Below are 24,561 nucleotides of genomic sequence, written 5' to 3' on the forward strand. Positions count from 1 at the left end.
CTTTCGCGCGTCATGACCTTATATAATGCTGGCAGTCCGGTATCGACAAGACAACGAAAGCCAGTGTCCTTGCCGGGAAGTTCACGCCACTTACGGGGCTGGAAACCGGGCAAGTTTCCGACACCGAAAGGTCGTGGTCCGTTCAACTCGTTCCTCCGCCGAGAGGGACTACGGGAGACGCCTTTATGGATGCCGTCATCAAGAAACTCATGCCCCAGTCAGCCTATATGGAGAAGCCGGTCACCGATCGGCCGAGCGAAGCCGAAGTCGAGGCCGCCGTGCACACGCTTTTGCGCTGGACCGGCGACAATCCGGACCGCGAAGGGCTGGTCGACACGCCGAAGCGGGTGGCCAAGGCCTTCCGCGAAATGTTTGGCGGCTACGACATGTGCCCGTCGGAAGAGCTCGGTCGTACCTTCGAGGAGGTCGCCGGCTATGACGACCTGGTCATCGTCAAGGACATCCAGTTCCACTCGCATTGCGAACACCACATGGTGCCGATCATCGGCAAGGCGCATGTCGGCTACCTGCCGGACGGCAAGGTCGTCGGGCTGTCCAAGATCGCGCGCGTGGTCGATATCTTTGCCCACCGCCTGCAGACCCAGGAAGCGCTGACGGCGCAGATCGCCGGCGTCATCCAGGATGTGCTCAATCCGCGCGGCGTCGCCGTGATGATCGAGGCCGAGCACATGTGCATGGCCATGCGCGGCATCCGCAAGCAGGGCTCAACCACCCTCACCTCGACCTTCACCGGCGTCTTCAAGGACACGCCCGAAGAGCAGGTTCGTTTCGTCACAATGGTGCGCGGCGGCGGGGTGTAAACCCCTAGCCAATATCGCTAGATAAGGACCGGCGATGTCGGCACTGGAATTTCCGAAAGCTCCGTCGGACAAGAAAGCGTTGGAGGAAGGCGCGATGTTTTCGCCGCGCTTCGACGCGACCGGTCTCGTCACGGTCGTCGTCACCGACGCCGAAGACGGCATGCTGCTGATGGTTGCGCACATGAATGCGCAAGCACTGGCGCTGACGCTGGAGACAGGCATCGCCCACTACTGGTCGCGCTCGCGCAACGCGTTGTGGAAAAAGGGCGAAACCTCCGGCAATTTTCAGCATGTCGTCGAGATGCGCACCGATTGCGATCAGGATGCATTGTGGCTGCGCGTCAAAGTGTTGGGCCACGACGCAACCTGTCACACCGGCCGACGTTCATGCTTTTATCGGACGGTGGGGCTGGTCGATGGCAAGGGGACGCTTGTTGACGACGGCAGCAAGCCGCTGTTCGATGCGGAAACGACGTATCGGAAACCATCAGCTTGAACCTTCTGCCTGATCCAAGTCACATAGATTCACCATTTCGATACGGCACGCCTTTATATTAGCCGTGGGACAAGGGAGATCATGATGCTCGAGTGGGCGTCATTGCGTAACAAACCGGATGTCAGGGAGGCCAATGGCCTGTCCTCGTCCGGCGGCGCATCCGAAACAAAACCACCAAGGAAAACCGGTATTTCGCTCGCCCTGGGCGGCGGCTGCGCCAGAGGCTGGGCGCATATCGGTGTGCTGCGCGCGCTTGACGAAGCAGGCATCGAAGTCTCGATGATCGCCGGCACGTCGATCGGCGCGCTGGTCGGCGGCTGCTATCTCTCAGGCAAACTGAACGAACTTGAAGAATTCGCCCGCAGCCTGACCAAGCGACGCATTTTTGGCCTACTCGATCTCAACCTGCGCGGCAGCGGCCTGTTCGGCGGCATGAAGCTCGACGCCCGGCTGCGCGAGCACATGGCCGGCCTCCGTTTCGAGGACCTGGCCAAGCCGTTCGTCGCAGTCACCTCTGAAATCCGCACCGGCCACGAAATCTGGCTGTCGAGCGGCTCATTGATCACCGCCATGCGCGCCTCTTATGCGCTGCCCGGCGTGTTCGAGCCGGTGAATTGCAACGGCCGCGTCTTGGTCGACGGTGCGCTGGTCAACCCGGTGCCGGTTTCGGTCTGCCGCGCCTATGAGCAGCCGCTCGTGGTGGCGGTCAATCTTCACTATGACCTGTTCGGACGCGCCGCCGTCATCAAGCACAGCGCCGGCGAGCTGGTCATCGAAAACGATGCGCCGCGGCCCGGCCGGGTCGATGCCGAGCACCAGTCGCATCAGACGCGGCTCGGCATAACCGGCGTCATGGTCGAGGCCTTCAACATCATCCAGGACCGCATCTCGCGCGCCAGGCTCGCCGGCGACCCACCCGACATGTCGCTGCAGCCGAAGCTCAGCCATATCGGCCTGACCGAATTCCATCGCGCCGACGAGGCGATCAGCCTCGGCTATCAAGCGACGATGGCGCAGATCGGCGAACTGACGCGGTTGCAGTCCGTTCTCGCCTGATGCAGGTCTCCCAAGGCACGCAAACAAACATTTGAAGCGCGCCGACCAACGCGGATGGCGCCGGGCGAATTTCGGAAGCCGCCCCACGGTGACCTTACGCACACGCCGCGTCGATGATGCGAAACTGCACCGTGCGGTTACCGTTCCAGTAATTGCCCGACAGCGAGCCGGCGACATGCACGGTCTTGCCCCGGTTCTTGAACAGGAACTCGCCAAGTGCGGTATCGACGGCGCGAAAGGCGATGGCCTGGATGCGGCCGCCGCTTTCCGATTGCAGCTCGACGCGGATGTGGTTGGTGCCAACCGGCCGCGCATCAGCCAGCCGGTGACGCGGCAGCACGAAGACCGGTGCGGCATGCCCGGCGCCGAACGGACCGGCTTTCTCCAGCGCGTCGAGAAGGCCGAGTGTCGCGCCTTCGGCGGCAAGCGCCCCATCGATCGCCAGGCTCTCCTCGCCTTGCAGGCGGAACACATCGGCCGCCGCCCGCTCTTCGAAAAACGCCCTGAGCTCGCCAAGCTTCGCCCGCTCCACGGTGATTCCGGCTGCCATGCCGTGGCCGCCGCCCTTGATGATCAGCCCGGCATCGGCCGCCTCGCGCACCAGCCGGCCGAGATCGAAGCCCGATACGGAGCGGCCGGAGCCGGTGCCTGTGCCGCTGGCATTGAAGGCGATGGCGAAGGCCGGCCGGCGCGCATGGTCCTTCAGCCGTGAAGCGAGCAGGCCGACAATGCCCGGGTGCCAGTTGTTGCTGGCGGTGACGACGATGGCAGGGCCGTTGCCGCCGGCAAGCTCGGCATCGGCCTCGGCGCGAGCCGCAGCCAGCATCTCCTGCTCCATCAGTTGCCGCTCTTGATTGAGCCGGTCGAGCGTCTCGGCAATGGTGCGGGCCTCGACTGGATCGTCGGTGGCAAGCAGGCGACTACCAAGTGCAGCATCGCCGATGCGCCCGCCTGCATTGATGCGCGGGCCGATCAGATAGGCGAGGTGGAAGGTGCTGATCGGCTCGCCGATGCGGGACACCCGTGCGAGTGCAGCCAGCCCTTCGTTCTTCTGCTGGCGCGCCATCTGCAGTCCCTTCACCACGAAAGCGCGGTTGACGCCGGTCAGCGGCACCACGTCACAGACGGTGGCAAGTGCGGCGAGATCGAGCAGGGAAAGCAGGTCCGGCGGCGTGGCATCAGCCATCCGCCCGCGCAGGATCTTGGCTGTCTGCACAAGGGCGAGGAAGACCACGCCGGCGGCGCAGAGATGGCCCTGCCCGGAAAGGTCGTCATCGCGGTTGGGATTGACGACGGCAACTGCCGCCGGCAAGGCACCGCCGACCTGATGGTGGTCGAGCACGACGACATCGGCGCCGGCCGTATTGGCGGCGTCGATGGAAACGGCGCTGTTGGTGCCGCAATCGACGGTGACGATCAGCGTCGCGCCGCGCGAAACGAGTTCCCGCATCGCATCCGGATTGGGACCATAGCCCTCGAAAATACGGTCAGGGATGTAGATTTCCGACGGCACTGAGAAATGCGCCAGGAACCGTTTCAGCAGGGCCGACGAGGCAGCGCCGTCGACATCATAGTCGCCGAAGATCGCCACCTTTTCCCTGGCCATCACCGCAGCGGCGATGCGGGCTGCCGCCTTGTCCATGTCGGTCAGCGAGGCCGGATCCGGCAGCAGGTCGCGGATCGTCGGGTCAAGAAACCGCTCGGTCTGCTCGGCGGTGACGCCGCGACCGGCAAGCACCCGCGCGACGATGTCGGGCACGCCATGGCCTTGCGCGATGGCGAGCGCGACCATGTCCTGCCTCTCGGTCAGCCGGTGCTCCCAGGAAACCCCGGTAGCCGATTGCCTGACATCGAGGAAGAGGCGTTTGTCGCCGGTCATGCGGTTTGCCAACTCATGGTTGGCTGCAGGATAATGTATGTCGCCCAAAAGTGCGCAGCGGTTTTGGGACAACGACATGCACAAGCAACAGGCTAAGGCAGGCAAAGCCAAGCGGTTCGCGGTGATGCGCCATCGCGGGAGATGTCAAGAAAACTACGCTTTCCGCTTTTCAGCCTGGCGCCGAAGCCATTCGTCGGCCGCATCGCCCATGGTCTTGTCCACACCGTCCTTCAGCCAGGCCATGAACGGCCGGTCGAACCTGAACGCATCGCCACATTCGCGGGTGAAAAAGCGGCGCACGTTCTGTGTGTTGCGATAGGACTTCGTGACAGCGGTGGCACGCGAAATCGCATCCGCGTGCCAGTCGAACGGTTTCATCGTCAAATCCTTGCGGCCAACATCATCCAATGCAGCCACAGGGCTAACAACTGCGATGCTGGTCCGCAAGCACCCAGGCCGACAACGGAAAGAAAGCTAGAACTTATCCAGATCCTGGTGCCTGGCCTTGATCTCGCGCACCGTCCGCGACGACGAGCGCAGCACGATCGTGTGGGTGGTGATGGTATTGCGGCCGAACTTGACGCCGGCCAGCATGTTGCCGTCGGTGACACCGGTGGCCGCGAACAGCACGTCGCCGCGCGCCATGTCTTCCGTCCGATAGACCCGTTTCGGATCGGAAATACCCATCCTTGCGGCGCGTGCGGCCTTTTCCGGCGTGTCGAGGATCAGCCGGCCCTGCATCTGGCCGCCGGTGCAGCGCAACGCCGCCGCTGCCAGCACGCCCTCCGGAGCGCCGCCGGTGCCGAGATAGATGTCGATGCCGGTTTCCTCGGGATCGGTGGTGTGGATGACGCCGGCGACATCGCCGTCGCCGATCAGCCGGATCGCGGCACCCGTGGCGCGCACGGCGTCGATCAGCTTGGTGTGACGTGGCCGGTCGAGGATACAGGCGGTGATGTCCGACACCGCGACGCCCTTGGCGCGGGCGAGGCTGGCGATGTTGTCGGCCGGCGAGGCATCGATGTCGATGACGTCGTCGGCATAGCCCGGGCCGATGGCGATCTTGTCCATGTAGACGTCGGGCGCGAACAGCAGGCTGCCTTTTTCGGCTATCGCGATGACGGCGAGCGCATTGGGCAGGTTCTTGGCGCAGATCGTCGTGCCTTCGAGCGGATCGAGCGCGATATCGACCGCCGGGCCTTTGCCCGAGCCGACTTCTTCGCCGATATAGAGCATCGGTGCCTCGTCCCGCTCGCCCTCGCCGATCACCACCGTGCCTTTGATGGCAAGCCGGTTGAGCTCCTGGCGCATGGCATCGACGGCGACCTGGTCGGCCGCCTTTTCGTCGCCGCGCCCGCGCAGCCTGGCGGCCGCGACAGCGGCCCGTTCGGTGACGCGCACCAGCTCCATGGTGAGTATCCGGTCAAGGCCGGCGACAATGTTGTGGGCCACATTCATCTGGCAATTTTCCTCGTTGACATGCGGCCTCCCGCCGGAGGCGCGTCTCTTTTGTCAAACGAGCATGACAACGGCAAGACCTCTCGGGAGTTTTATCGAATAGCCAGCAATATCAATCGATTAAACCGCATTCTTGAAACGAGGCCGGCCCGGTCGTAAAGAACCGGGCCGGCTTGTAAAGTGGAAAATCGCGCCGCTGCGCCCTAGAAAACCGCAAGGTATTTGAGCAGTGAAATGATGCCGATGATGATGACGATGATCTGGGCGATCTGTCTCATCCGGGCGTCCAGCGGCAAGCGCTGAACCAGATAGAGAACGAGGATGATGACGAGGAACGTGATCAGGATGCTGATCAACATCGATGAAGCCATGGTGCCCTCCTGGCAATAAAATGCTGAAAATGAGCCGGCAAGGCCGGCTCCATCGCTCCGCGATCAATACCAGCGGCGCGAGTTGTCGTTCATCGACTGGCCAATGGCGAGGCCAGCCAGAAAGCCCAGCAGGCCGATCACGCCGATCACGGCCGTCGTCGTACCGGGATTTTCGCGCGCGACATCCGACACCGCCTGCGCCTGACTACGCAACTGCTGTGCTGTTCGCGACGCGCGGGCCGCGGCTGTATCGTACAAATCCGAAGCCTGCTCGCTGGCGTCGTCGAGCATTTCCGCGCTCCGCGCCGAAATGCTCTTGTTGATCTTGGTGATCTCCTTGCGCAGTTCGGCGATCTGCTTTTCCAGCGTCTTCTGGATGTCGTCGATGTGAGGGCTGTCGGACTTGTTGGTATCGGCCATGAAGCGGTTCCTTCGGTTGCTGACCAAGGAAACGGCGCCCACGCGAATTCGTTCCGGTCGGTCGTGGCGGCTAGCCACCAGACCGACGCGCAATGCCGGCGGGATTCCTGTCCCGCGCGGCGACCAGAAGAGAGAAGCTACCCTGCCCGCTCGATGCGGATGACCTGCGGCTTGTCGGTCAGATGGCCATCCTTGGTGATGCCGTCGACGGCCTTGCGCACGGCGGCCTCGGTCGTCTCGTGCGTCACCAGGATCACCGTCTTCTGCGCCGCCGCCTCGCCGTTGACCGCGTGCTGGACGATCGATTCCAGCGAAATGTCGTTGTCGGCCATGCGCTTGGCGATCGCGGCAAAGACGCCGATGCGGTCATGCACGGTCAGCCGGATGAAATAGCCGCCGGCATGGCTGCGCATCTGCGCCTTCTTGTAGGGTTTCAGCTCCTTCGCCGGTCGGCCGAAGACCGGACCGTGCTGGAAGCCGGGCCGGCTCTTGGCGATGTCGGCGATGTCGCCGATGACGGCTGAGGCGGTGGCGTTGCCGCCGGCGCCGGGGCCGGAGAGCAGCAACTCGCCCAATATGTCGGTCTCGATCGCCACTGCATTGGTGACGCCGTGCACCTGCGCGATGACCGAGGCGGTCGGTACCATGGTCGGGTGCACGCGCTGTTCGATGCCGCTGTCGGTGCGCTGGGCAACGCCCAGCAGCTTGATCCGGTAGCCGAGATCGCCGGCCGCGCGGATGTCGGCCTGGGTGATGTTGGAAATGCCTTCCATATAGATGTCGTTGGCGGCGATTTTTGTGCCGAAGGCAAGGCTGGTCAGGATCGACAGCTTGTGCGCGGTGTCGTGGCCCTCGATATCGAAGGTCGGATCGGCCTCGGCATAGCCGAGCCGCTGCGCGTCCTTCAGGCAGGCGTCGAACGAGATGCCCTCGGCCTCCATGCGGGTCAGGATGTAGTTGCAGGTGCCATTGAGGATGCCGAACACGCGGTTGACCGAATTGCCGGCCATCGCCTCGCGCATGGTCTTGATGACGGGAATGCCGCCCGCTACCGCCGCCTCATAGTTGAGCAGCACGCCGCGCTTCTCGGCGATCTCGGCCAACGCCACGCCATGCTTGGCCAGCAGCGCCTTGTTGGCGGTGACGACATGACGGCTGTCTTCGAGTGCCGCCTTCACCGACGACCGCGCCGGCCCCTCATCGCCGCCGATCAGTTCGACGAACACGTCGATATCGGCTGTCTGCGCCATCTTGACCGGATCGTCGAACCACGTTGCCGAACTGACATCGACGCCGCGATCGCGTTTCTGGTCACGCGCCGAAACCGCGGTGACGACGATGTCGCGCCCGCATTGCCGGGTCAGTTCCGCCGCCTTGTCGCGCAGCACGCGCGCCACGGACGCGCCAACCGTGCCAAGACCGGCAATTCCAACACGCAATGCTTCAGCCATGGCCGGCGACGTCCCTCAAGTCAGATCGAAAATGTCTGCGGCAAACTTACCGGTGAGCGGAAAGCGGCACCACATTGTTGGGTTGCTTGGCGCTGGCCGATAGGAAGCGTTTGATGTTGCGCGCCGCCTGCCGGATCCGGTGCTCATTCTCGACCAGCGCCACGCGCACGAAATCGTCGCCATGTTCGCCGAAGCCGACACCGGGCGCCACCGCCACGTCGGCGTGTTCGATGAGCAGTTTGGAGAATTCGAGCGAGCCGAGATGACGGAACGGCTCCGGGATCGGCGCCCAGGCAAACATCGATGCCGCGGGGGCCGGAATGGTCCAGCCGGCGCGGCCGAAGGCATCGACCATCACGTCGCGGCGCTTGTGGTAGATGTCGCGCACCTCGGCAATGTCGGCGCCGTCGCCGTTGAGCGCGTGTGCCGCCGCCACCTGGATCGGCGTAAAGGCGCCGTAGTCGAGATAGGATTTCACTCGGGTCAGCGCCGAGATCAGCCGTTCGTTGCCGACCGCAAAGCCCATGCGCCAGCCGGGCATGGAGAAGGTTTTCGACATCGAGGTGAACTCGACGCAGACGTCGATCGCGCCCGGCACCTGCAGCACCGACGGCGGCGGATTGCCGTCGAAATAGATCTCCGAATAGGCAAGGTCGGACAGGATGATGATGTCGTTCTTCTTGGCGAAGGCGACCACATCCTTGTAGAAATCGAGCGAAGCGACCAGTGCCGTCGGGTTCGACGGATAGTTGAGGATCAGCGCCAGCGGCTTCGGGATCGAGTGACGCACGCCGCGCTCGAGCGCCGGGATGAAGCCGTCGTCCGGCTCGACCTGCAGCGAGCGGATGACGCCGCCCGACATGATGAAGCCGAAGGCGTGGATCGGATAGGTCGGGTTGGGGCACAGGATCACGTCGCCAGGCGCGGTGATCGCCTGTGCCATGTTGGCGAAGCCCTCTTTCGAGCCGAGCGTCGCCACCACCTGCGTGTCGGGGTTGAGCTTCACGCCGAAGCGCCTGGCATAGTACGCGGCCTGGGCGCGGCGCAGGCCCGGAATGCCGCGCGACGAGGAATAACGATGCGTACGCGGATCGCGCACGACCTCGCACAGTTTGTCGACGATGGCCTTGGGTGTCGGCAGATCCGGATTACCCATGCCGAGGTCGATGATGTCGGCGCCGCGCGAACGGGCGCTTGCCTTGAGCCGGTTGACCTGCTCGAAGACGTAGGGCGGAAGCCGGCGAACCTTGTGAAATTCTTCCATGGCAGTTCCAGACAGCAAAGGGGCCAGATATCTAAGGGCTTTGGGCGCGCGCTATATACTTATTTGCAGGTAGGGTCGAGGGCGGGGTCGCATTTGCCTTCGATCTGCTTCAGCGTTTCGTCGCCATGCTTTTTGGCAAGCTCCGTCAGCGCCGCCTGGTCGGCCACGTCGGGCTTGCCGTTTTTTGCCGCCTGCGCGCTCTCATCCGCCTTTAATTGCGCAAGCTTGGCGTTCTTCTCGGCATCGGTGAACTGCGGCGCTGCCACCTGCGGCTTGATGTTCAGGTTCGGAAAGGTGCCGGTATCTTTCGCCCCCGTCACAGGCGCCGGGCCGCTGGTGCTGGAGCAGCCGGCAATCCCAATGAGGACGATTGCCGCCCCGATGCGGCAAAAACGTCCGGCACAGAAAAAAACAGTCTCGCCAATGTTAATCGTCATATTGTTTCCTTGGCAGCCGCGGTAGAGCGAGATTGGACCCCGTCGGATGTCCCATGTTAATATGTCAAGAAAACGCTTCGGGAGGAACCCCGCGAACCATGTCCAAGACACCCGATTCGGGCAAAGCGGAAGATGACGAGCCTTCGACCGTCGAGCAATATCTGGTGAAGGACCCGGAACGCTTCGCCCTGAACATGGCGCGCATGATCGAGCAAGCCGGCAAAGCGGCCTCCGCATGGGCTGAGCCGCGCGAAAAAGGCGATGTGCGCGATCACGTCGCCGAGCCTGTGGTCGACATGGTGAAGACCTTCTCCAAGCTCAGCGAATACTGGCTGTCCGATCCGCAGCGCGCGCTGGAGGCGCAGACGCGGCTGTTCTCCGGCTACATGACCGTCTGGGCCAACGCCATTCAGCGCACCAGCAACGCCGCGGAAGCCACCGAGGATGCCGTGAAGCCAGACCGTGGCGACAAGCGCTTCCTCGATCCCGAATGGGGCCGCAACGCCTTCTTCGATTTTCTCAAGCAGGCCTATCTCGTCACCTCGCGCTGGGCGGCCGATCTGGTCGAGCACGCCGACGGTCTGGACGAGCACACCCGCCACAAGGCCGGCTTCTACGTCAAGCAGGTGGCCAACGCCATCTCGCCGTCGAATTTCATCCTGACCAATCCGGAACTGTTTCGCGAAACCGTCGCCTCGAACGGCGAGAACCTGGTGCGCGGCATGAAGATGCTGGCCGAGGACATCGCCGCCGGCAAGGGCGACCTGAAGCTGCGCCAAGCCGACTACTCGCCCTTCGAGATCGGCAGGAACATCGCCACCACCCCCGGCAAGGTGGTTGGCCGCAGCGATGTCGCCGAGATCATCCAGTACGATCCGGCGACCGAGACGGTGCTCAAGCGGCCGCTGCTGATCTGCCCGCCATGGATCAACAAGTTCTACATCCTCGACCTCAACCCGCAGAAATCCTTCATCCGCTGGGCGATCGAACAAGGCCACACCGTGTTCGTCATCTCCTGGATCAACCCGGACGAGCGCCACGGTGCCAAGGGCTGGGAAGCCTATATCCGCGAGGGCCTGCAATACGGCCTCGACATGGTCGAGAAGGCCACCGGCGAACGGGACGTCAACGCGATCGGCTATTGCGTCGGCGGCACGCTTTTGGCGGCGGCACTGGCGCTGATGGCGCGGGAAGGCGACGACCGCATCAAGTCCGCCACCTTCTTCACCACGCAGGTCGACTTCACCTATGCCGGCGACCTGAAAGTGTTCGTCGACGAAGAGCAGGTCGCGGCGGTCGAAAAGTCGATGAGCGAAAAGGGCTACCTCGACGGCACCAAGATGGCGACCGCCTTCAACATGCTGCGTTCGGGCGACCTGATCTGGCCCTATGTCGTCAACAACTACATGCGCGGCAAGGATCCCCTGCCCTTCGACCTGCTTTACTGGAATGCCGATTCGACTCGCATGGGAGCGGCCAATCATTCGTTCTACCTGCGCAACTGCTACCTCGAGAACAACCTCTCGCAAGGCATGATGGAATTGGCGGGCCACACGGTCTCGCTCGGCGATATCACCATCCCGATCTACAACCTCGCTTCCAAGGAAGATCACATCGCGCCGGCGCTTTCGGTGTTCCTCGGCTCGAAATATTTCGGCGGCAAGGTCGAATACGTCATGGCGGGGTCCGGCCATATCGCCGGGGTCGTCAATCCGCCGGCATCCAACAAATATCAGTACTGGACCGGAGGGACGCCCACGGGCGATTTCGGGCAGTGGATGGCCAAGGCCACCGACCATCCCGGATCGTGGTGGCCGCACTGGCAAAGCTGGATAGAGGCCAAGGACAACACCCGCGTGCCGGCCCGCAAACCCGGCAAGCATATGAAAACCTTGGGCGATGCCCCCGGCACCTATGTGAAAGTGCGTGTGTAACGGACTGTAATGTCTGGTGAGTTGACGGGCCGTCAAAAGCGGGCGAAATGGTGTCGTCAACCACCGCGCGGCCGTAATTCGGCAATAACTGCAAAAATACTTCCAGGCTTGCGGATTTGACACAGGTCTCGCTTCCGGATCGGAGACAACGGTCACTTGGCACCGATATCAGGGCCGCGCCAAGGATATACCGACCGGACATCGAGGGGGAATTTGACTTTGAAATCAGCAGGATGGAGCCTCGCAAAGGGAGAACGCCGCGCCGTCGTGGCAGCGCTCTGCTCCCTGCTTCTGGCCTCCTGCACCTCGGCCGGCGACCCGACGATGTCGGTTGGAATGCCCGGCTACAATGCCACCGCATCGGACATAAGCGCTGCCTCGAATGGCAAGTCGACCACCGTCGTCGATTCGACGCAGACCACGACCGAGCAAACGACCGTGATGACGGCAAGCGATACGGCACTCCCTGAAAAGGTCGCCTATGTGCCCGTGGCCAAGCCGCAGGCCGCCTTTGCGCTGACCACGCCGGCTGGCACCGAGACGATCGCGGGACAAACCCCGCAGTCCCTGCAGCAGCCGGCGCAAACGGCGCAGCAGAACGACGCGGTTGCGCAGCAGATCGCCGCCGCCGATGCCGGCGTGAACGCGCCGAAGCCAGCTGCCGCGCCAGTGATGGACAATGCGGTCTACGTGACGGCAGGCGAGATGCCGCAGGCCGACGCGCCGAAGAAAAAAGGCTTTCTGGCTTCGATGTTTGGCGCCACGCCCGCCTCGGCCGCGCCTTCGCCGCTCATCAACACGAGGTCGGGCGACCAGCCCGCGGCGCAGGCCAAGCCGGCGCCGGCAGCGGTAAAACCGATTATCACGCTGGCCTCGGCTGATTCCACGGCAAAGCCGCTGCAGCTGGCCTCGACCGGTGGCGAGAGCGGCCACATCACTGGTAGCGATGCACTGCCCGGCGTGCGCCAGACAGCCCTGTTCGAAATCAAGCGCAAATCCGGCCTCGACGACGAGAGCGACGTCGACCTCAACGAGGACGAGGGTCCAATCGGCGGCTCCTATCAGGTCGCGTCCGCCGCCGGCATGGCCCGGTTGGCGCCCAACGGCTTGCTCAAGCAGAACGAGAGCGTCGATGTGGCTTGCCTGAAGCCATCGCTGGTTCGCGTGCTGAAGACGATCGAAGGCCATTACGGCCGCAAGATGACGGTGACCTCAGGCTATCGCGACCCGGCCCGCAACCGCCGCGCCAACGGCGCCAAGAACTCGCTGCACATGTACTGCGCCGCCGCCGACATCCAGGTCCCCGGCGTTTCCAAATGGGAGCTGGCGAACTACATCAGAAGCATGCCCGGCCGCGGCGGCGTCGGCACCTACTGCCACACCGAATCCGTCCACGTCGACGTCGGCCCCGAGCGCGACTGGAACTGGCGCTGCCGTAGGCGCAGCGGCGGCGGCGACGGCTAATTTCGCCACGGCGGTGTCTGCGTCGCATGGCTTCACTCCTTGCTCCGCCCGTGGATAACGAAGCGATAGGTGTATCCGCTGATCGCCAAGGCATGCGCCCTGCCCAGACCAAAGTCTTCCCTCCCTTGCCCACTTTGGCAGGGCCGCCACTCGGCATGATTGGCAGCACACCGGCGCCTTGCCTGACGCGACAACATCCCTGTTTTGGCAGGCTGGAAAAAAGTTGTCCAAGGCGGCACCTGACGGGTTGCCGGTTGGGCACAACGCCAGTATAAGCCGCTTCGTCTGAGCGCGCCCATCGTCTAGCGGTTAGGACACCGCCCTTTCACGGCGGTAACAGGGGTTCGATTCCCCTTGGGCGTACCAACGATTTCAATACCATAACAACAATCTGAGACTTGCGGTCCCGATAAGAGACCCGAAATGCGCTGCTGTGCAGGCCATTTCAGTGTCTCCTGCATACCGTGAAGGCTCACCAAGGCCGGATGATGGACGATGAAGGTCGGCTCGTTCGCCAACCGGGTGAGGATGAGCATGATTCTCGGGCAAGCCTCGTAACTCCGACCGAGGGCGGGCGGCGCTCGGCGGCCACCGAGGTGTCGGCGACACCACCCTTCAATAGATCAATCCCCTCCCGCTCTGGTCAGATCAGCCAATGGGCGGGGCGCCATCCGGGTCTCGATCGCCGGCGCCTGCGCCTGAGTGAGTTGCGAGGTGAGCGACAACGGCGGATTCACGCGCCCCGCGGAGCCATGCCGGGGTCGTAGGCTGGTCGAGGCGTTGGCGGCAGAGCTCGGCGGATCGGTCGGTCGGTGGTTCACGTCGGCGGGTTGCCTCGCACGGCTTGAGATTCCCATGACGGACGCCGTGGTCCGCCGATTACGCGCGGCATCGTCCGGCCAAGCGAGCCAAGCCTGCGTGGCTCGGCATCGGGAAAGTATCGCCGACACCATAGTGCAATAGATCGTTCGGCATGGTTCTGGTGCGATGCCTTCGCCGTCCCCCACCCTGAGGAACCGAAGATGCCCGTAATCGTTTGGTCCACGTTCTCCCGCCGCTTCCGCCGAGTGGCGGCCGGCCTCGCCGCCAGCCTGGCGCTGGGCGCCTTGTCAGCGCACGCCGCGCTCGCGCCCTTCCCAGCCGACTTCCGCAACTCGAAGGTGGTGAGTGCCGACGCGACGATCAACGTCCACGTCGGTGGCCACGGGCCCGCGGTCGTGCTGATCCACGGCTTCGGCGAGACCGGTGACATGTGGTCGCCGATGGCCGCTGCGCTTGCGAAGGACCACACTGTCGTCGTGCCCGACCTGCGCGAGATGGGCCTGTCCTCGCACCCCGCCGGCGGCTACGACAAGTGGACTCAGGCCGGCGACATCCGCGCCGTCCTCGACAAGCTCGGCATCGACCGCGCCGACATTGTGGGCCACGACATCGGCGTGATGGTCGCGTATGCCTACGCGGCGCGCTATCCGGACAAGACGAGCCGCCTGGTGGTGATAGACTCGCCGGTACCCGGCATCCCGCCGTGGGACAAGATCGTGCGCCTGCCTGCGTTGTGGCACTTCAACTTCGGCGGCCCGGACGCCGAGCGCCTGGTTGCCGGCCGCGAGCGCATCTACCTTGACCGTTTCTGGAACGAGTTCGCCGGCGACCCGTCGAAGATCGACAAGGCGACCCGCCGCCACTACGCCGCGATCTACGCCAGGCCCGGCGCGATGCATTCCGCGTTCGCCCAGTTCCTCGCGATCGACCAGAAGGACGCGGCCGACAACCTCAAAGCGATGGAGACGAAGCTGACCATGCCCGTGCTCGCCATTGGCGCCGAGAAGGCCTTTGGCGCCAACGTAGCGATCCAGATGCGCAACGCGGCGACCAACGTGCAGGAAGTCATCGTGCCGAACGCTGGCCACTGGCTGATGGATGAAGCGCCCGCGCCGACGATCGCCGCGGTGCAGGACTTCCTCGCAGCGCACTGAGTCCGGCCGCCGCGGCCGGGTCCAGCCGGCGCCGCGGCCCGTCGGCTAACAATGGATCTGTCGTGACTTCTAGCCGGTCCAGGTCACCGCTAAGGAGCGAGAATATGAATACGCCGCCAAACGTCGATAAAGTCACTGCACATTCTGACAACGACGTTCTGCACTGGCTGACAAACGACACTCGCAACGAGCGCTTCCTTGACAATATTTTCGCTGAGCTGTGTCTCCGGCTCCAGCGAGCGGGCATTCCGGTCAAGCGGGCGACGCTTTATGTCATGATCCTCCACCCGCAATGGATCGGCTCCCGGATCATGTGGGCCGACGGCATGCGCGAGGCCGAACTTAGGAGGGTCGACTACGATGTCAGGGAGCTTCCCGAATTCACCGGCAGTCCCGCCAACGAAATCAATGACGGGGCTTCCGAGGTGCGCGAGAATCTGGAGCGTGATCCCGCGCTCGGCCGCAAGCACGCGGTCTACGACGGGTTGCGGGCAAAAGGCCTCACCGACTATGTGGCATGGCCGCTGTACCATACGCTCGGCAAGCGGCATATGGTGGCTTTTGCAACAGATCGGCCCGGGGGTTTCGACGACGCGGATGTCGCCACCCTGTTGAAACTGTTGCCGGTTCTGGCGCTGGTCAGCGAAATCCGTATGAAGAACCGGCTGGCGCGAACCCTGCTTGAAACCTATGTCGGGTCGCATGCCGGCGAACTCGTTCTGGCCGGCGCCACCAGGCGCGGAAGCGGGACGACGGTACGCGCCGCCATGATGATCTGCGATCTGCGTGATTTCACCCGGATCTCCGACAACTGGCCGCGCGATGACGTGATCGATCTTCTGAATAGCTATTTCGACGCGATGTCGGAGCCGATTGCGCGACATGGCGGGGAAATACTGAAGTTTATCGGCGACGGTCTGCTCGCCATTTTTCCGCTCAGCGATCCGTCCGCCTGCGCAAATCTGCTGCATGCCGTGGCCGAAGCCCGCCAGGCAATGGCGGCCCTGAACGAAAAGAACAGCCAAACTGGTCGGGCGCCGCTGAATTACGGCACCGGTGTCCACGTCGGAGACGTTATGTACGGCAATATCGGGTCGCGCACCCGGCTCGACTTCACGGTCATTGGTCCGGCGGTCAACATGGCTTCGCGTCTCGAAACCCTTACCAAACAACTGGGGCGAACGGTGCTGCTGTCCCGCGCATTCGCAGACCTCGTCAAAAGCGATTTCGACCTCGAACGCCTCGGCGAACATCCGGTGCGTGGCTTCAACGACCCAATCGAGCTGTTTGCGTATCGGGGCTGAGTGCCGATCCTGCCGGCGGCTACGACAAGTGGACACAGGCCGGCGACATCCGCGGGGCGCGCATCGGGTGGAGTGTTGCGTTGTATTTGGGGCTTAAGCGGCTGCTCGGCCCAATGACCTTTGCACCATGTCGCGCGCTCTGACGGACGCCCTCGGTGCGCTGATGGCGCGCGGCATCGCCCCCAAACGATCTAAGCCTGCGTGGCGCGGCATCAGGAGAATATCGCCGACACCATTGTGCAATAGATCGCCTGGGATGATTCTGGTGCGATGCCTCGGCAGGCGGGTTTGCCCATATCGACGAGGACGCATCACACCATGAAGACACATCACATCATGAACCGGCTCCTGGGACTGGCTCTCGCGGCCACGGCTGGCCTTTCGCTCGCCACGGCGGCGGGCGCGGCGCCGCTGCGGATTCGCGGCAATGTCGTCGCGATCTCCTCCAGCGCGCTGACCGTGCACACGGCGAAAGGCGACGTCTCCGCGTCGCTCAAAGGCGACACGGCCTTTGTCTCGGTCGTGCCCTCCGACCTCAGCCACGTGGAGAGCGGCGGCTATGTTGGCGTGGCGAGCAAGGATGCAGGCGACAAGCTGATCGCGCTGTCGGTCATCGTTTTTCCGCCTTCGATGAAAGGCGCCGCCGAAGGACATGCTGACTACGACATCCTTCCCGACACGACATTGTCCGGCGCCGCACGCACCGCCAGCAGCATGACCAACGCCAACGTCAAGGCCATCGCAACGCCTCAGAGCGCTCCCGGCGTCAACAGCACCATGACCAATGGCAGCGTCGCGACCGCGACGGCAAGCGGCGACGTGAAGCTGCTGACGGTGACCTACAATGGGGGCGAGCAGAACATCCTCGTTCCGCCGACCGCGCCGATCGTGGCGTTCGTGCCGGCCGACACGTCCATCGCCATGCCGGGTGCCCCCGTCTTCGTGCAGGCCGACGAGACCGATGGGAAGACGACCGCCGGCCTGGTGGCGGTAGGCAGCAATGGCCTGACCCCGCCGTTCTGACCGGCGATCCCTTGGCCAAGCAGCATCACGAGGCTCGCGTATCGATGACAAAGACGCTCAGGCGCCCCGCGCATCCGCTTCCGATCCGGATCATGCACTGGATCGGGGCACCGGCCGTCATCTGCATGGTGCTTAGCGGCTGGGCGATCTACAACGCGTCGCCAAGCCTGCCGCTCACCTTCCCGTCCTGGATGACCCTCGGCGGATGGCTGGCCGGTGGCATTGCTTGGCATATCAGTATCATGTGGGTGCTGTTCGCCGACGGGATTGCCTATCTGGCTTATGGCTTCGCCAGCGGCCACTTCCGTCGTGATCTCTTCCCACCCAGCCCGCGTGCCTTGATCGAAACCATGGTTGCTGCTCTGACCGGGCGACTTGGTCACAGCCTGGGTCACTACAACGCAGTGCAACGGTTGCTCTACGCCGGTGTCATCGTACTGATCTGTTGCCAGGTCGTGACCGGCTTCGCGATCTGGAAGCCGGTACAGCTCGGCTGGCTCACCGATCTGTTCGGGGGCTATCCCATCGCCCGCGGCATCCACCTCGCCGCCATGATCGGCATCGTGCTGTTCCTCATCATTCATCTTACCCTAGTGGTGATCTTCCCCAGCACCCTTGGCGCCATGGTTGTGGACACCCCGGTCGAGCCTGAGGAGCGCGCGCCATGAGCCGTGCCCGCGAACCGCTCCGGAAGCCTGCTGTCACGATGGAAGAGATCCGGCCCGAGTTGATCCGGATGAGCCGCCGCGGCCTGGTTACACGAGGTCTCTCGCTTGGCGGTCTGGCGCTGCTCACTGGTTGCGACCTGTCGACCCATTCGGGAGTGGACGCAGCCCTTTGGGCGATGATGCGTTTCAACGACCGGGTGCAGGCAGGCCTGTTCTCCCGCACGCACCTTGCCCAGACCTATCCGGTGAGCGCGGTGACCAAGCCGTTCCGCTTCAATGCGTTCTACGAGGAATGGCAAGTCCGGGAAACGCCCCCGGATTGGCAGCTCGAAGTGTCCGGTCTCATCGACGATAAGGCACCCTGGACGATCGACAAGCTGCGCGCGCTGCCGCAGGAGACGCAGGTCACGCGGCATATCTGCATCGAGGGCTGGAGCCAGATCGGCCAGTGGAGCGGCGTGCCGCTGCACGCCTTTCTTCTTCGAATTGGCGCCGATCTCAAGGCGCGCTATGTTGCCTTCAAATGCTTCGACGGCTATTCGACAAGCATCGACATGCCAAGCGCGCTGCACCCGCAGACCATCCTGACACTCGATTTCCTGGGTAAGCCCCTCACGTCGGAATGGGGCGCTCCGGTGCGGTTGCGGATACCAACCAAGCTGGGCTTCAAGAGCGCCAAGAACATCAGCGCCATTTCCGTCACCAACTCCTTTCCGGGCGGCTACTGGGAGGACCAAGGCTACAACTGGTTCTCGGGATCTTAGTCGATCGCCCGACAACGGTGTATGGAGCAGGCGCAGTCACATTCGCCGCCTTGAGACGCAGATTAGCCGCGCGATTTGCCAACGATTTTTGGCGGACGGCGTCCTCAACACATCCGCGTCTGGAACGCGGTTCGGCGATGACTCGGGTTCAAAACCAATACCAAGGTCTCGTCGATACCTAGGTGTAATGGCGTGGCAGAACCAGGGACTGTATTCGCCTATCCTGTGCCGGGTGAAATAGGCGCAAGCAGCAAGAAACATTCACTTTTTCAGGCGCGGCAGCGACGCTGCAAGATGCGCCAAAGGAGACAGATATGGTCGATATGCGCCTTGAGGTCGACATCATCCCCGTGTCCGACGTCGATCGCTCCAAGCAATTCTACACAAGGTTGGGCTGGAGGCTCGACGAGGATATCGCTCCGGCGAAGGGCATTCGGCTCGTACAGTTCACGCCCCCAGGCTCCGGGTGTTCCGTCACATTCGGCACGGGAGTGACCCCGGCCGCTCCTGGTTCAGCCTTCGGAACGCTCGTCGTCTCCGATATTGTCGCGGCCCATGACGATGTCGTCCGCCGTGGCATTGGCGCGAGCGACATGTGGCATGGTGCTCCCATCCCGCCGGAGGCGCGGATACAGGGTCCCGACCCCAAGCGCACGAGTTACGGGTCCTTCTTCGCCTTCAGCGATCCCGACGGCAATGGGTGGATCGTCCAGGAGGTCACGACGCGGCGTCCCGGCCGAGCCTGACCAGGCGCTCGCAGCCAGTATACGCGGCGCGCATCGTCTACCTCCAGCTCGTCAACATCACCGACCCGCTTCGGCCATGTGCTCGTGCCGGCAATGGAACGGCGGCCAATAGCCGCCGTCCCAGCGGGCGAACCCGTTTTCGCAAACCGTCAGTCCGCGGGCATAGAACTCACTTATTGGCACCGCCGAGAGGCATCAGCTCAGCGCAGAATGGTGCGTGAGGCTTGCTCATGGCGGCATCCTGACACTCGTTCATCATCGCGGCTCGCGTTTCCGGCGCCATGGCGTCCCATGCTGCTTTCATCTCCGTGGGCGACTTCATTTTCGTCATAGTCGCATCGGTGAAGAACGGCGTCATATTGTCAGGTTCATCGAGAGCGCCGGCCAGCGCGGAACCGCTTGCCGTTGCGAGTGCCATGGCACACACCAAAAACATCTTTTCCATTAATCTTGATCTTCCTTATTGGTTGCAGATTGCCGCGCGGGGGCGACCCCTCGTACTGCACCGATTGGAGGTAAATCTATTTAACCATTGTGTCGGCAATACCTTAGGTGGCCTCTTCAATGAGGTTCAGGTCCCTTGGTCGCGACCAACACCTAGGCACAATGGAATCTGCATTCGGCGCGTTGCACATTCGTGAGTGCGTGGGCGCATGCGGAAGGATAGCGATGGAGATCAATCCAGGCTGCGTTTTAGATGCACTACCGGCCATGGTGTGGACTGCGCTGCCTGACGGCAGCATCGACTATGTCAATGAACGCTGGTGCGACTACACCGGTGTCGCCCTAGGCAAGACTGATAGCCGGGAGTGGCGGACGCTCGTCCATCCGGACGACCTGCCCCTGCTGGTCGAACGTTGGCAATCGATTTTGGCGTCCGGCAAGCCGAGCGAAATGGAGGCGCGCCTACGCCGCTTCGATGGAGAATACCGGTGGTTTCTGGTTCGCGTCAGTCCCCTTCGCGATAAGTCAGGGGGCGTTGTGAAATGGTATGGCGTCAACATCGATATCGACAATCGCAAGCTTGCCGAGCAAGCCATCACAAAGAGTGAGCGCGATCTCAAGCTCATGATCGACACGATCCCGATACTGGCATGGTCGGCAGATCCGGACGGCAAAGCGGAGTTCCTTAGCCAGTACTATCTCAACTATGTCGGCTTCTCTGCCGAAGAAGCCAGGGAGCGCGGCTGGACAGGCGCGGTGCATCCGGAAGATGCGGCCAAGCTCGAGGCTGCATGGCAAGCCGCGATAGCGTCCGGAGGCAGCGGCGAGTGCGAGGTGCGAATGCGCCGTTTCGATGGCCAATACAGGTGGTTTTTGTTCCGCGTTGATCCGTTGCGCGACAAAGCCGGAACCATCGTCAAATGGTACGGGGTTCACATCGGCATCGAATTTCGAAAGCAGGCCCTGGAGAAATTGCGACGCAGTGAAGCGTTCCTGGCTGAAGGCCAGCACCTAGCCCGAATGGGCAATCTTTCCTGGCATGTCGCCAAGGGCGAGATCGTTTGGTCGGAACCGCTCTATCGCATTTTCGAGTTCGAGCCTGATAGCGTTGTGACGCTCGATCTGATCGCCAGTCGGGTACATCCCGAAGACCTTCCATTAATGGCGGACATGCTGGAAGCGGCTGAACGTGGCGAGAGCCACTTCGAATATCAACATCGGATCGTGCTGCCTGACCAGTCGGTCAAGCACTTGCACGTCGTTGCGCACAGGATTGAAGACCGTGCTGGGCAGACTGAGTACATCGGCGCGGTGCTCGACATCACACAACGCCGCCTTTCAGAGGATGCGCTCGAGAAGGTGCGCTCCGAACTTGCAAAGGTCACTCGGATCATGAGCCTTGGTGTCTTGACGGCTTCAATTGCGCATGAAGTCAATCAACCATTGTCGGGCATCATCACCAACGCCAGCACCTGCCTTCGCATGTTGGCCGCAGATCCGCCGAACATCGAAGTCGCGAAGGAAACCGCGCGCCGAACCATTCGCGACGGCAATCGTGCAGCTGACGTGGTCGGCCGTTTGCGGTCGCTCTTCAGCAAGCGGACGGCTATGATCGAACGGCTGGATCTGAACGAGGCGGTGCGCGAGGTGGTCGCTTTGGCTGCGTGCGAACTTCAGCGAAACGGTGTTGTACTTTGCACTGACCTAGCCCGCGGGCTTCCGCTGGTCGCCGGAGACCGCATTCAACTGCAACAGGTCATCATGAACCTCTTGCGAAATGCTGCCGATGCGATGAGCGGCGTCACGGATCGGCAGAGACGGCTGCAGGTCAGGACCGAGCTCGACAACGACAACGGCGTGCGCCTTTCGGTACAGGATGCCGGCATCGGTTTCGGACCCGATAGCCTGGAGAGGCTCTTCGAGCCATTCTACACCACAAAGAGCGACGGCATGGGAATCGGGCTATCCGTCAGCAGGGCAATCATCGAGTGCCACAATGGCCGTTTATGGGCGCTCTCCAATGATGGGCCGGGGGCAACCTTCTCCTTCGCCATACCCCTGTACTCTGCTGATGAAGCACATTTGGATGAGATCAGAGACCCGCAAGCGTCCGGCGGAAGTGCCCATAATGCAGGAGGTCCTTATGACCAGTACGTCTCCGCTCGTGTCAGTTGTCGATGACGATGATTCCGTACGAGAGTCTCTCCCGGACTTGGTCAAGGCGTTGGGCTTTCGCGTTGAGGCATTCTCATCGGCGGAAGAGTTTCTGGCATCCGATTGCGTGGGCAGGACCAGCGGGCTGATCCTCGACGTCGCCATGCCTGGCATGACGGGACTTGAATTGCAGCAGGAACTGGCGCGTCGCGGGCAATCAATCCCCACCGTCTTCATCACAGCTCGACGAGACGCCACCATTCGACGACATCTCATCGAACAGGGCGCGGTGGAATGCCTGTTCAAGCCGTTCAGCGAGGCGGCGCTGCAGGAAGCGCTTAACCTGGCGCTTCGCATGAACTGATCTCTTTTGAGCATTGCTGCGACCTTCGGCTGCGCCGAATAGCAGGAATACTGGAACCAAGCCGGCAATAAACAATCACACCAAAAGGCGCAGGCGGCCTCTGGGCTGGCTCGACATGGCGTCCTCGCGGAAGGAGCGAAGCATGACGAAAGTCAAAACTTTTCTGATCACTGGCGTCAGTTCTGGCTTGGGGAAGGCGTTTGCCGAGGGCGCCCTGGAGGCAGGGCATACGGTCATCGGTACTGTACGCAGTGACGAAGCGGCGTCGGCGTTCACCAGTCTTGCACAAGGACGTGCCTACGCGATCCTGCTTGACGTCACCGACTTCGACGCAATTCCCGAGGCAGTCGCAAAGTCAGCCCGCGAAGTCGGTCCTATCGATGTCCTCGTCAACAATGCCGGTTACGGTCACGAAGGCGTGCTCGAGGAATCGTCGCTAGCAGACATGCTACGTCAATTCGGGGCCAACGTGTTCGGCGCCGTGGCGGTGATGAAGGCCGTGCTTCCCGAAATGCGTGAAAGGCGAACCGGCCATATCATCAACGTCACCTCGATGGCTGGTTTCATTACGATGCCGGGGATCACGTATTACTGCGGCAGCAAGTTCGCGCTGGAAGGCATTTCGGAGGCGCTGGGCAAGGAGGTGAAGCATCTCGGCATTCATGTTACGGCGCTGGCTCCGGGGCAGTTCCGAACGGACTGGGCTGGACGTTCGATGGTGCGGGCCTCGCGCAAGATCGCTGAATATGACGCAGTGATGGATCCGATCCGCGCGGCGCGGAAGGCCAAGAGCGGAAACCAGCCTGGCGACCCTGCAAAGGCCGCCCAGGCTCTGCTGAGACTGGTCGAGGCTGAGAATCCGCCGGCGAGGCTCTATCTCGGCGACGACGCTCTCAAGCTTGTCGAGGACAAAATCGAAGCGATGAAGGCTGAAATCGCTGCGTGGGAGAGCTTGTCTCGATCGACAAGCTTTGATTGAAACGCAGGAGGCTTCTGATGCCGCTCCGCTCATCGCAGGTCCTTCTCGAACTCCTAAATATCGAGTGGCCGATCATACAGGCCCCCATGGCGGGGATGTCGACACCCGCTATGGCGGCGGCGGTTTCCAGTGCAGGAGGACTGGGTTCGCTCGGCGTGGGCGCGGTGAATGCGGCGAGTGCCGGCGAAATGATCGCCGCCGTGCGTGGGCGATCCGACCGACCGTTTAATGTCAATCTGTTCTGCCATGAACCGGCGAAAGCGGATGCCGCGCGTGAGGCAGCATGGCTCGAGCGTCTGCGCCCCGCATTCAATCAGGTCCTCGCAGAGCCTCCCACCACCATTCGTGAGATCTACAAGAGTTTCCTTGAGGATGAGGACATGCTCTCAACCTTGCTCGCGACCAGGCCGAAGGTCGTGAGTTTCCATTTCGGGTTGCCGTCCCACGAGTGGATCCGCACAATGCGAGGGGCGGGCATTGTCCTCCTTGGCTCCGCGACAAGCCTTCGTGAAGCGCGGCTCCTGGCGTCCGCCGGCGTGGATGCCGTCGTTGCCCAGGGCTACGAAGCAGGCGGTCATCGCGGTATCTTCGACCCCGATGGTGACGATGCCCAACTCGGAACGATAGCCCTCACGCGGCTGCTCGTGCGAGAACTGGCTGTCCCGGTGATTGCCGCTGGCGGGATCATGGACGGCGCCGGTATCGCTGCCGCGCTTCGGTTGGGAGCAAGCGCTGCGCAACTTGGCACGGCGTTCGTGCTGACGGACGAATCCGCCGCGGATCAAGGGTATCGCGCCGCTTTGCAAAGTGAAGCCGTCAATCATACGGTGATGACGCGTGCAATTTCCGGACGTCCGGCTCGCTGTCTTGCAAACCGGGTCACCGCATTCGGTGCAGGTGCGGCGCTAAGCGACATCCCCGAATACCCGATCGCATACGATGCCGGAAAATCACTGAACGCCGCGGCAAAGCTGGTCGGCGAGTTCGGTTACGGTGCTCAATGGGCCGGCCAGGGAGCGCCGCTCGCGCGCTCCCTTTCAACCGGAAAACTGATGGCTGAATTGATCGCCGACCTGTCGAGCTAGCGT

Annotated in this window: 24 protein-coding genes and 1 tRNA gene; 16 read left to right on the forward strand and 9 right to left on the reverse strand. The window is 62.6% G+C overall.

Features of this window, described 5'->3' with window-relative positions; genetic code table 11:
* The first annotated feature begins 185 nt into the window (after window positions 1-185).
* From folE to AC0ZT5_RS04870, 3 genes are all read left to right on the forward strand, one after another.
* The gene (folE, locus tag AC0ZT5_RS04860; protein ID WP_477227371.1) at window positions 186-821 is read left to right on the forward strand and encodes a GTP cyclohydrolase I FolE; all 636 of its coding nucleotides are present in this window, start codon (window positions 186-188) and stop codon (window positions 819-821) included.
* A gap of 34 nt (window positions 822-855) precedes the next feature.
* The gene (gene hisI / locus AC0ZT5_RS04865) at window positions 856-1,317 is read left to right on the forward strand and encodes a phosphoribosyl-AMP cyclohydrolase (RefSeq protein WP_488495490.1); all 462 of its coding nucleotides are present in this window, start codon (window positions 856-858) and stop codon (window positions 1,315-1,317) included.
* Between the two features lie 81 nt (window positions 1,318-1,398).
* Window positions 1,399-2,373, forward strand: coding sequence for a patatin family protein (locus tag AC0ZT5_RS04870; RefSeq protein ID WP_488495491.1), 975 nt, complete (start codon window positions 1,399-1,401; stop codon window positions 2,371-2,373).
* Window positions 2,374-2,467: 94 nt separating this feature from the next.
* On the opposite strand, the gene recJ is transcribed toward AC0ZT5_RS04870, so the two are convergent.
* From recJ to AC0ZT5_RS04910, 8 genes are all read right to left on the reverse strand, one after another.
* Window positions 2,468-4,252, reverse strand: coding sequence for a single-stranded-DNA-specific exonuclease RecJ (gene recJ, locus AC0ZT5_RS04875; RefSeq protein WP_488495492.1), 1,785 nt, complete (start codon window positions 4,250-4,252; stop codon window positions 2,468-2,470).
* A gap of 153 nt (window positions 4,253-4,405) precedes the next feature.
* Window positions 4,406-4,630, reverse strand: coding sequence for a DUF6434 domain-containing protein (locus AC0ZT5_RS04880; protein WP_095087842.1), 225 nt, complete (start codon window positions 4,628-4,630; stop codon window positions 4,406-4,408).
* 96 nt (window positions 4,631-4,726) lie between these two features.
* Complete coding sequence (gene glpX, locus AC0ZT5_RS04885) at window positions 4,727-5,710, reverse strand: class II fructose-bisphosphatase (protein WP_488495493.1); 984 nt, start codon at window positions 5,708-5,710, stop codon at window positions 4,727-4,729.
* Window positions 5,711-5,913: 203 nt separating this feature from the next.
* Window positions 5,914-6,081 (reverse strand): Thivi_2564 family membrane protein, encoded by a 168-nt coding sequence (locus AC0ZT5_RS04890; RefSeq protein WP_095087838.1) that lies wholly within the window; start codon window positions 6,079-6,081, stop codon window positions 5,914-5,916.
* Window positions 6,082-6,144: 63 nt separating this feature from the next.
* A complete protein-coding gene (locus AC0ZT5_RS04895; protein ID WP_488495494.1) occupies window positions 6,145-6,594 on the reverse strand; it encodes a hypothetical protein in 450 nt (149 codons plus the stop codon).
* A 44-nt stretch (window positions 6,595-6,638) separates the two neighbouring features.
* On the reverse strand, window positions 6,639-7,952 hold the full coding sequence (locus AC0ZT5_RS04900) for a homoserine dehydrogenase (RefSeq protein ID WP_488495495.1): 1,314 nt from the start codon (window positions 7,950-7,952) through the stop codon (window positions 6,639-6,641).
* Between the two features lie 46 nt (window positions 7,953-7,998).
* On the reverse strand, window positions 7,999-9,216 hold the full coding sequence (locus AC0ZT5_RS04905; protein ID WP_095087834.1) for an LL-diaminopimelate aminotransferase: 1,218 nt from the start codon (window positions 9,214-9,216) through the stop codon (window positions 7,999-8,001).
* A 59-nt stretch (window positions 9,217-9,275) separates the two neighbouring features.
* Window positions 9,276-9,653 (reverse strand): hypothetical protein, encoded by a 378-nt coding sequence (locus AC0ZT5_RS04910; protein WP_477289100.1) that lies wholly within the window; start codon window positions 9,651-9,653, stop codon window positions 9,276-9,278.
* Window positions 9,654-9,751: 98 nt separating this feature from the next.
* Here AC0ZT5_RS04910 and phaC point away from each other — a divergent pair, with 98 nt between their 5' ends.
* From phaC to AC0ZT5_RS04955, 9 genes are all read left to right on the forward strand, one after another.
* Window positions 9,752-11,587, forward strand: coding sequence for a class I poly(R)-hydroxyalkanoic acid synthase (gene phaC, locus AC0ZT5_RS04915; RefSeq protein ID WP_488495496.1), 1,836 nt, complete (start codon window positions 9,752-9,754; stop codon window positions 11,585-11,587).
* Window positions 11,588-11,800: 213 nt separating this feature from the next.
* Entirely contained in the window at window positions 11,801-13,051 is a 1,251-nt protein-coding gene (locus tag AC0ZT5_RS04920; RefSeq protein ID WP_488495497.1) for a YcbK family protein, read from the forward strand.
* A 291-nt stretch (window positions 13,052-13,342) separates the two neighbouring features.
* Window positions 13,343-13,417 (forward strand) — tRNA-Glu (locus AC0ZT5_RS04925).
* A 656-nt stretch (window positions 13,418-14,073) separates the two neighbouring features.
* Entirely contained in the window at window positions 14,074-15,027 is a 954-nt protein-coding gene (locus AC0ZT5_RS04930; RefSeq protein WP_488495498.1) for an alpha/beta fold hydrolase, read from the forward strand.
* A 104-nt stretch (window positions 15,028-15,131) separates the two neighbouring features.
* Window positions 15,132-16,331, forward strand: a complete 1,200-nt coding sequence (locus AC0ZT5_RS04935) for an adenylate/guanylate cyclase domain-containing protein (RefSeq protein WP_488495499.1) — start codon at window positions 15,132-15,134, stop codon at window positions 16,329-16,331.
* 318 nt (window positions 16,332-16,649) lie between these two features.
* Window positions 16,650-17,354, forward strand: a complete 705-nt coding sequence (locus tag AC0ZT5_RS04940; RefSeq protein ID WP_488495500.1) for a metal ABC transporter permease — start codon at window positions 16,650-16,652, stop codon at window positions 17,352-17,354.
* Between the two features lie 44 nt (window positions 17,355-17,398).
* Complete coding sequence (locus tag AC0ZT5_RS04945; RefSeq protein ID WP_488495501.1) at window positions 17,399-18,022, forward strand: cytochrome b/b6 domain-containing protein; 624 nt, start codon at window positions 17,399-17,401, stop codon at window positions 18,020-18,022.
* Window positions 18,019-18,786, forward strand: coding sequence for a molybdopterin-dependent oxidoreductase (locus AC0ZT5_RS04950; RefSeq protein ID WP_488495502.1), 768 nt, complete (start codon window positions 18,019-18,021; stop codon window positions 18,784-18,786). Before AC0ZT5_RS04945 ends, AC0ZT5_RS04950 begins: the two co-directional genes overlap by 4 nt.
* Before the next feature lie 314 nt (window positions 18,787-19,100).
* On the forward strand, window positions 19,101-19,532 hold the full coding sequence (locus AC0ZT5_RS04955; protein WP_488495503.1) for a VOC family protein: 432 nt from the start codon (window positions 19,101-19,103) through the stop codon (window positions 19,530-19,532).
* A 169-nt stretch (window positions 19,533-19,701) separates the two neighbouring features.
* Here AC0ZT5_RS04955 and AC0ZT5_RS04960 read toward each other — a convergent pair whose 3' ends face one another.
* Window positions 19,702-19,977, reverse strand: coding sequence for a hypothetical protein (locus AC0ZT5_RS04960; protein WP_488495504.1), 276 nt, complete (start codon window positions 19,975-19,977; stop codon window positions 19,702-19,704).
* 224 nt (window positions 19,978-20,201) lie between these two features.
* Here AC0ZT5_RS04960 and AC0ZT5_RS04965 point away from each other — a divergent pair, with 224 nt between their 5' ends.
* The 4 genes from AC0ZT5_RS04965 (at window position 20,202) to AC0ZT5_RS04980 (ending at window position 24,558) form a co-directional block, all read left to right on the forward strand.
* Complete coding sequence (locus AC0ZT5_RS04965) at window positions 20,202-22,157, forward strand: PAS domain-containing sensor histidine kinase (RefSeq protein WP_488495505.1); 1,956 nt, start codon at window positions 20,202-20,204, stop codon at window positions 22,155-22,157.
* Complete coding sequence (locus AC0ZT5_RS04970; protein WP_488495506.1) at window positions 22,120-22,494, forward strand: response regulator transcription factor; 375 nt, start codon at window positions 22,120-22,122, stop codon at window positions 22,492-22,494. Before AC0ZT5_RS04965 ends, AC0ZT5_RS04970 begins: the two co-directional genes overlap by 38 nt.
* A 142-nt stretch (window positions 22,495-22,636) precedes the next feature.
* Window positions 22,637-23,473: an oxidoreductase gene (locus AC0ZT5_RS04975; RefSeq protein ID WP_488495507.1), complete on the forward strand. Its 837-nt coding sequence runs from the start codon at window positions 22,637-22,639 to the stop codon at window positions 23,471-23,473.
* A gap of 17 nt (window positions 23,474-23,490) precedes the next feature.
* Entirely contained in the window at window positions 23,491-24,558 is a 1,068-nt protein-coding gene (locus tag AC0ZT5_RS04980) for an NAD(P)H-dependent flavin oxidoreductase (protein ID WP_488495508.1), read from the forward strand.
* Window positions 24,559-24,561 lie beyond the last annotated feature (3 nt).

The sequence above is a fragment of the Mesorhizobium sp. CNPSo 4670 genome, assembly GCF_057784235.1.

Bases quoted from the DNA above. Each gene is read 5' to 3' on its own strand.
- folE (WP_477227371.1), top strand. From the start codon at position 186: ATGGATGCCGTCATCAAGAAACTCATGCCCCAGTCAGCCTATATGGAG.
- hisI (WP_488495490.1), top strand. From the start codon at position 856: ATGTCGGCACTGGAATTTCCGAAAGCTCCGTCGGACAAGAAAGCGTTG.
- AC0ZT5_RS04870 (WP_488495491.1), top strand. From the start codon at position 1,399: ATGATGCTCGAGTGGGCGTCATTGCGTAACAAACCGGATGTCAGGGAG.
- recJ (WP_488495492.1), bottom strand. From the start codon at position 4,252: ATGACCGGCGACAAACGCCTCTTCCTCGATGTCAGGCAATCGGCTACC.
- AC0ZT5_RS04880 (WP_095087842.1), bottom strand. From the start codon at position 4,630: ATGAAACCGTTCGACTGGCACGCGGATGCGATTTCGCGTGCCACCGCT.
- glpX (WP_488495493.1), bottom strand. From the start codon at position 5,710: ATGAATGTGGCCCACAACATTGTCGCCGGCCTTGACCGGATACTCACC.
- AC0ZT5_RS04890 (WP_095087838.1), bottom strand. From the start codon at position 6,081: ATGGCTTCATCGATGTTGATCAGCATCCTGATCACGTTCCTCGTCATC.
- AC0ZT5_RS04900 (WP_488495495.1), bottom strand. From the start codon at position 7,952: ATGGCTGAAGCATTGCGTGTTGGAATTGCCGGTCTTGGCACGGTTGGC.
- AC0ZT5_RS04905 (WP_095087834.1), bottom strand. From the start codon at position 9,216: ATGGAAGAATTTCACAAGGTTCGCCGGCTTCCGCCCTACGTCTTCGAG.
- AC0ZT5_RS04910 (WP_477289100.1), bottom strand. From the start codon at position 9,653: ATGACGATTAACATTGGCGAGACTGTTTTTTTCTGTGCCGGACGTTTT.
- phaC (WP_488495496.1), top strand. From the start codon at position 9,752: ATGTCCAAGACACCCGATTCGGGCAAAGCGGAAGATGACGAGCCTTCG.
- AC0ZT5_RS04930 (WP_488495498.1), top strand. From the start codon at position 14,074: ATGCCCGTAATCGTTTGGTCCACGTTCTCCCGCCGCTTCCGCCGAGTG.
- AC0ZT5_RS04935 (WP_488495499.1), top strand. From the start codon at position 15,132: ATGAATACGCCGCCAAACGTCGATAAAGTCACTGCACATTCTGACAAC.
- AC0ZT5_RS04940 (WP_488495500.1), top strand. From the start codon at position 16,650: ATGAAGACACATCACATCATGAACCGGCTCCTGGGACTGGCTCTCGCG.
- AC0ZT5_RS04945 (WP_488495501.1), top strand. From the start codon at position 17,399: ATGACAAAGACGCTCAGGCGCCCCGCGCATCCGCTTCCGATCCGGATC.
- AC0ZT5_RS04950 (WP_488495502.1), top strand. From the start codon at position 18,019: ATGAGCCGTGCCCGCGAACCGCTCCGGAAGCCTGCTGTCACGATGGAA.
- AC0ZT5_RS04955 (WP_488495503.1), top strand. From the start codon at position 19,101: ATGGTCGATATGCGCCTTGAGGTCGACATCATCCCCGTGTCCGACGTC.
- AC0ZT5_RS04960 (WP_488495504.1), bottom strand. From the start codon at position 19,977: ATGGAAAAGATGTTTTTGGTGTGTGCCATGGCACTCGCAACGGCAAGC.
- AC0ZT5_RS04965 (WP_488495505.1), top strand. From the start codon at position 20,202: ATGGAGATCAATCCAGGCTGCGTTTTAGATGCACTACCGGCCATGGTG.
- AC0ZT5_RS04970 (WP_488495506.1), top strand. From the start codon at position 22,120: ATGACCAGTACGTCTCCGCTCGTGTCAGTTGTCGATGACGATGATTCC.
- AC0ZT5_RS04975 (WP_488495507.1), top strand. From the start codon at position 22,637: ATGACGAAAGTCAAAACTTTTCTGATCACTGGCGTCAGTTCTGGCTTG.
- AC0ZT5_RS04980 (WP_488495508.1), top strand. From the start codon at position 23,491: ATGCCGCTCCGCTCATCGCAGGTCCTTCTCGAACTCCTAAATATCGAG.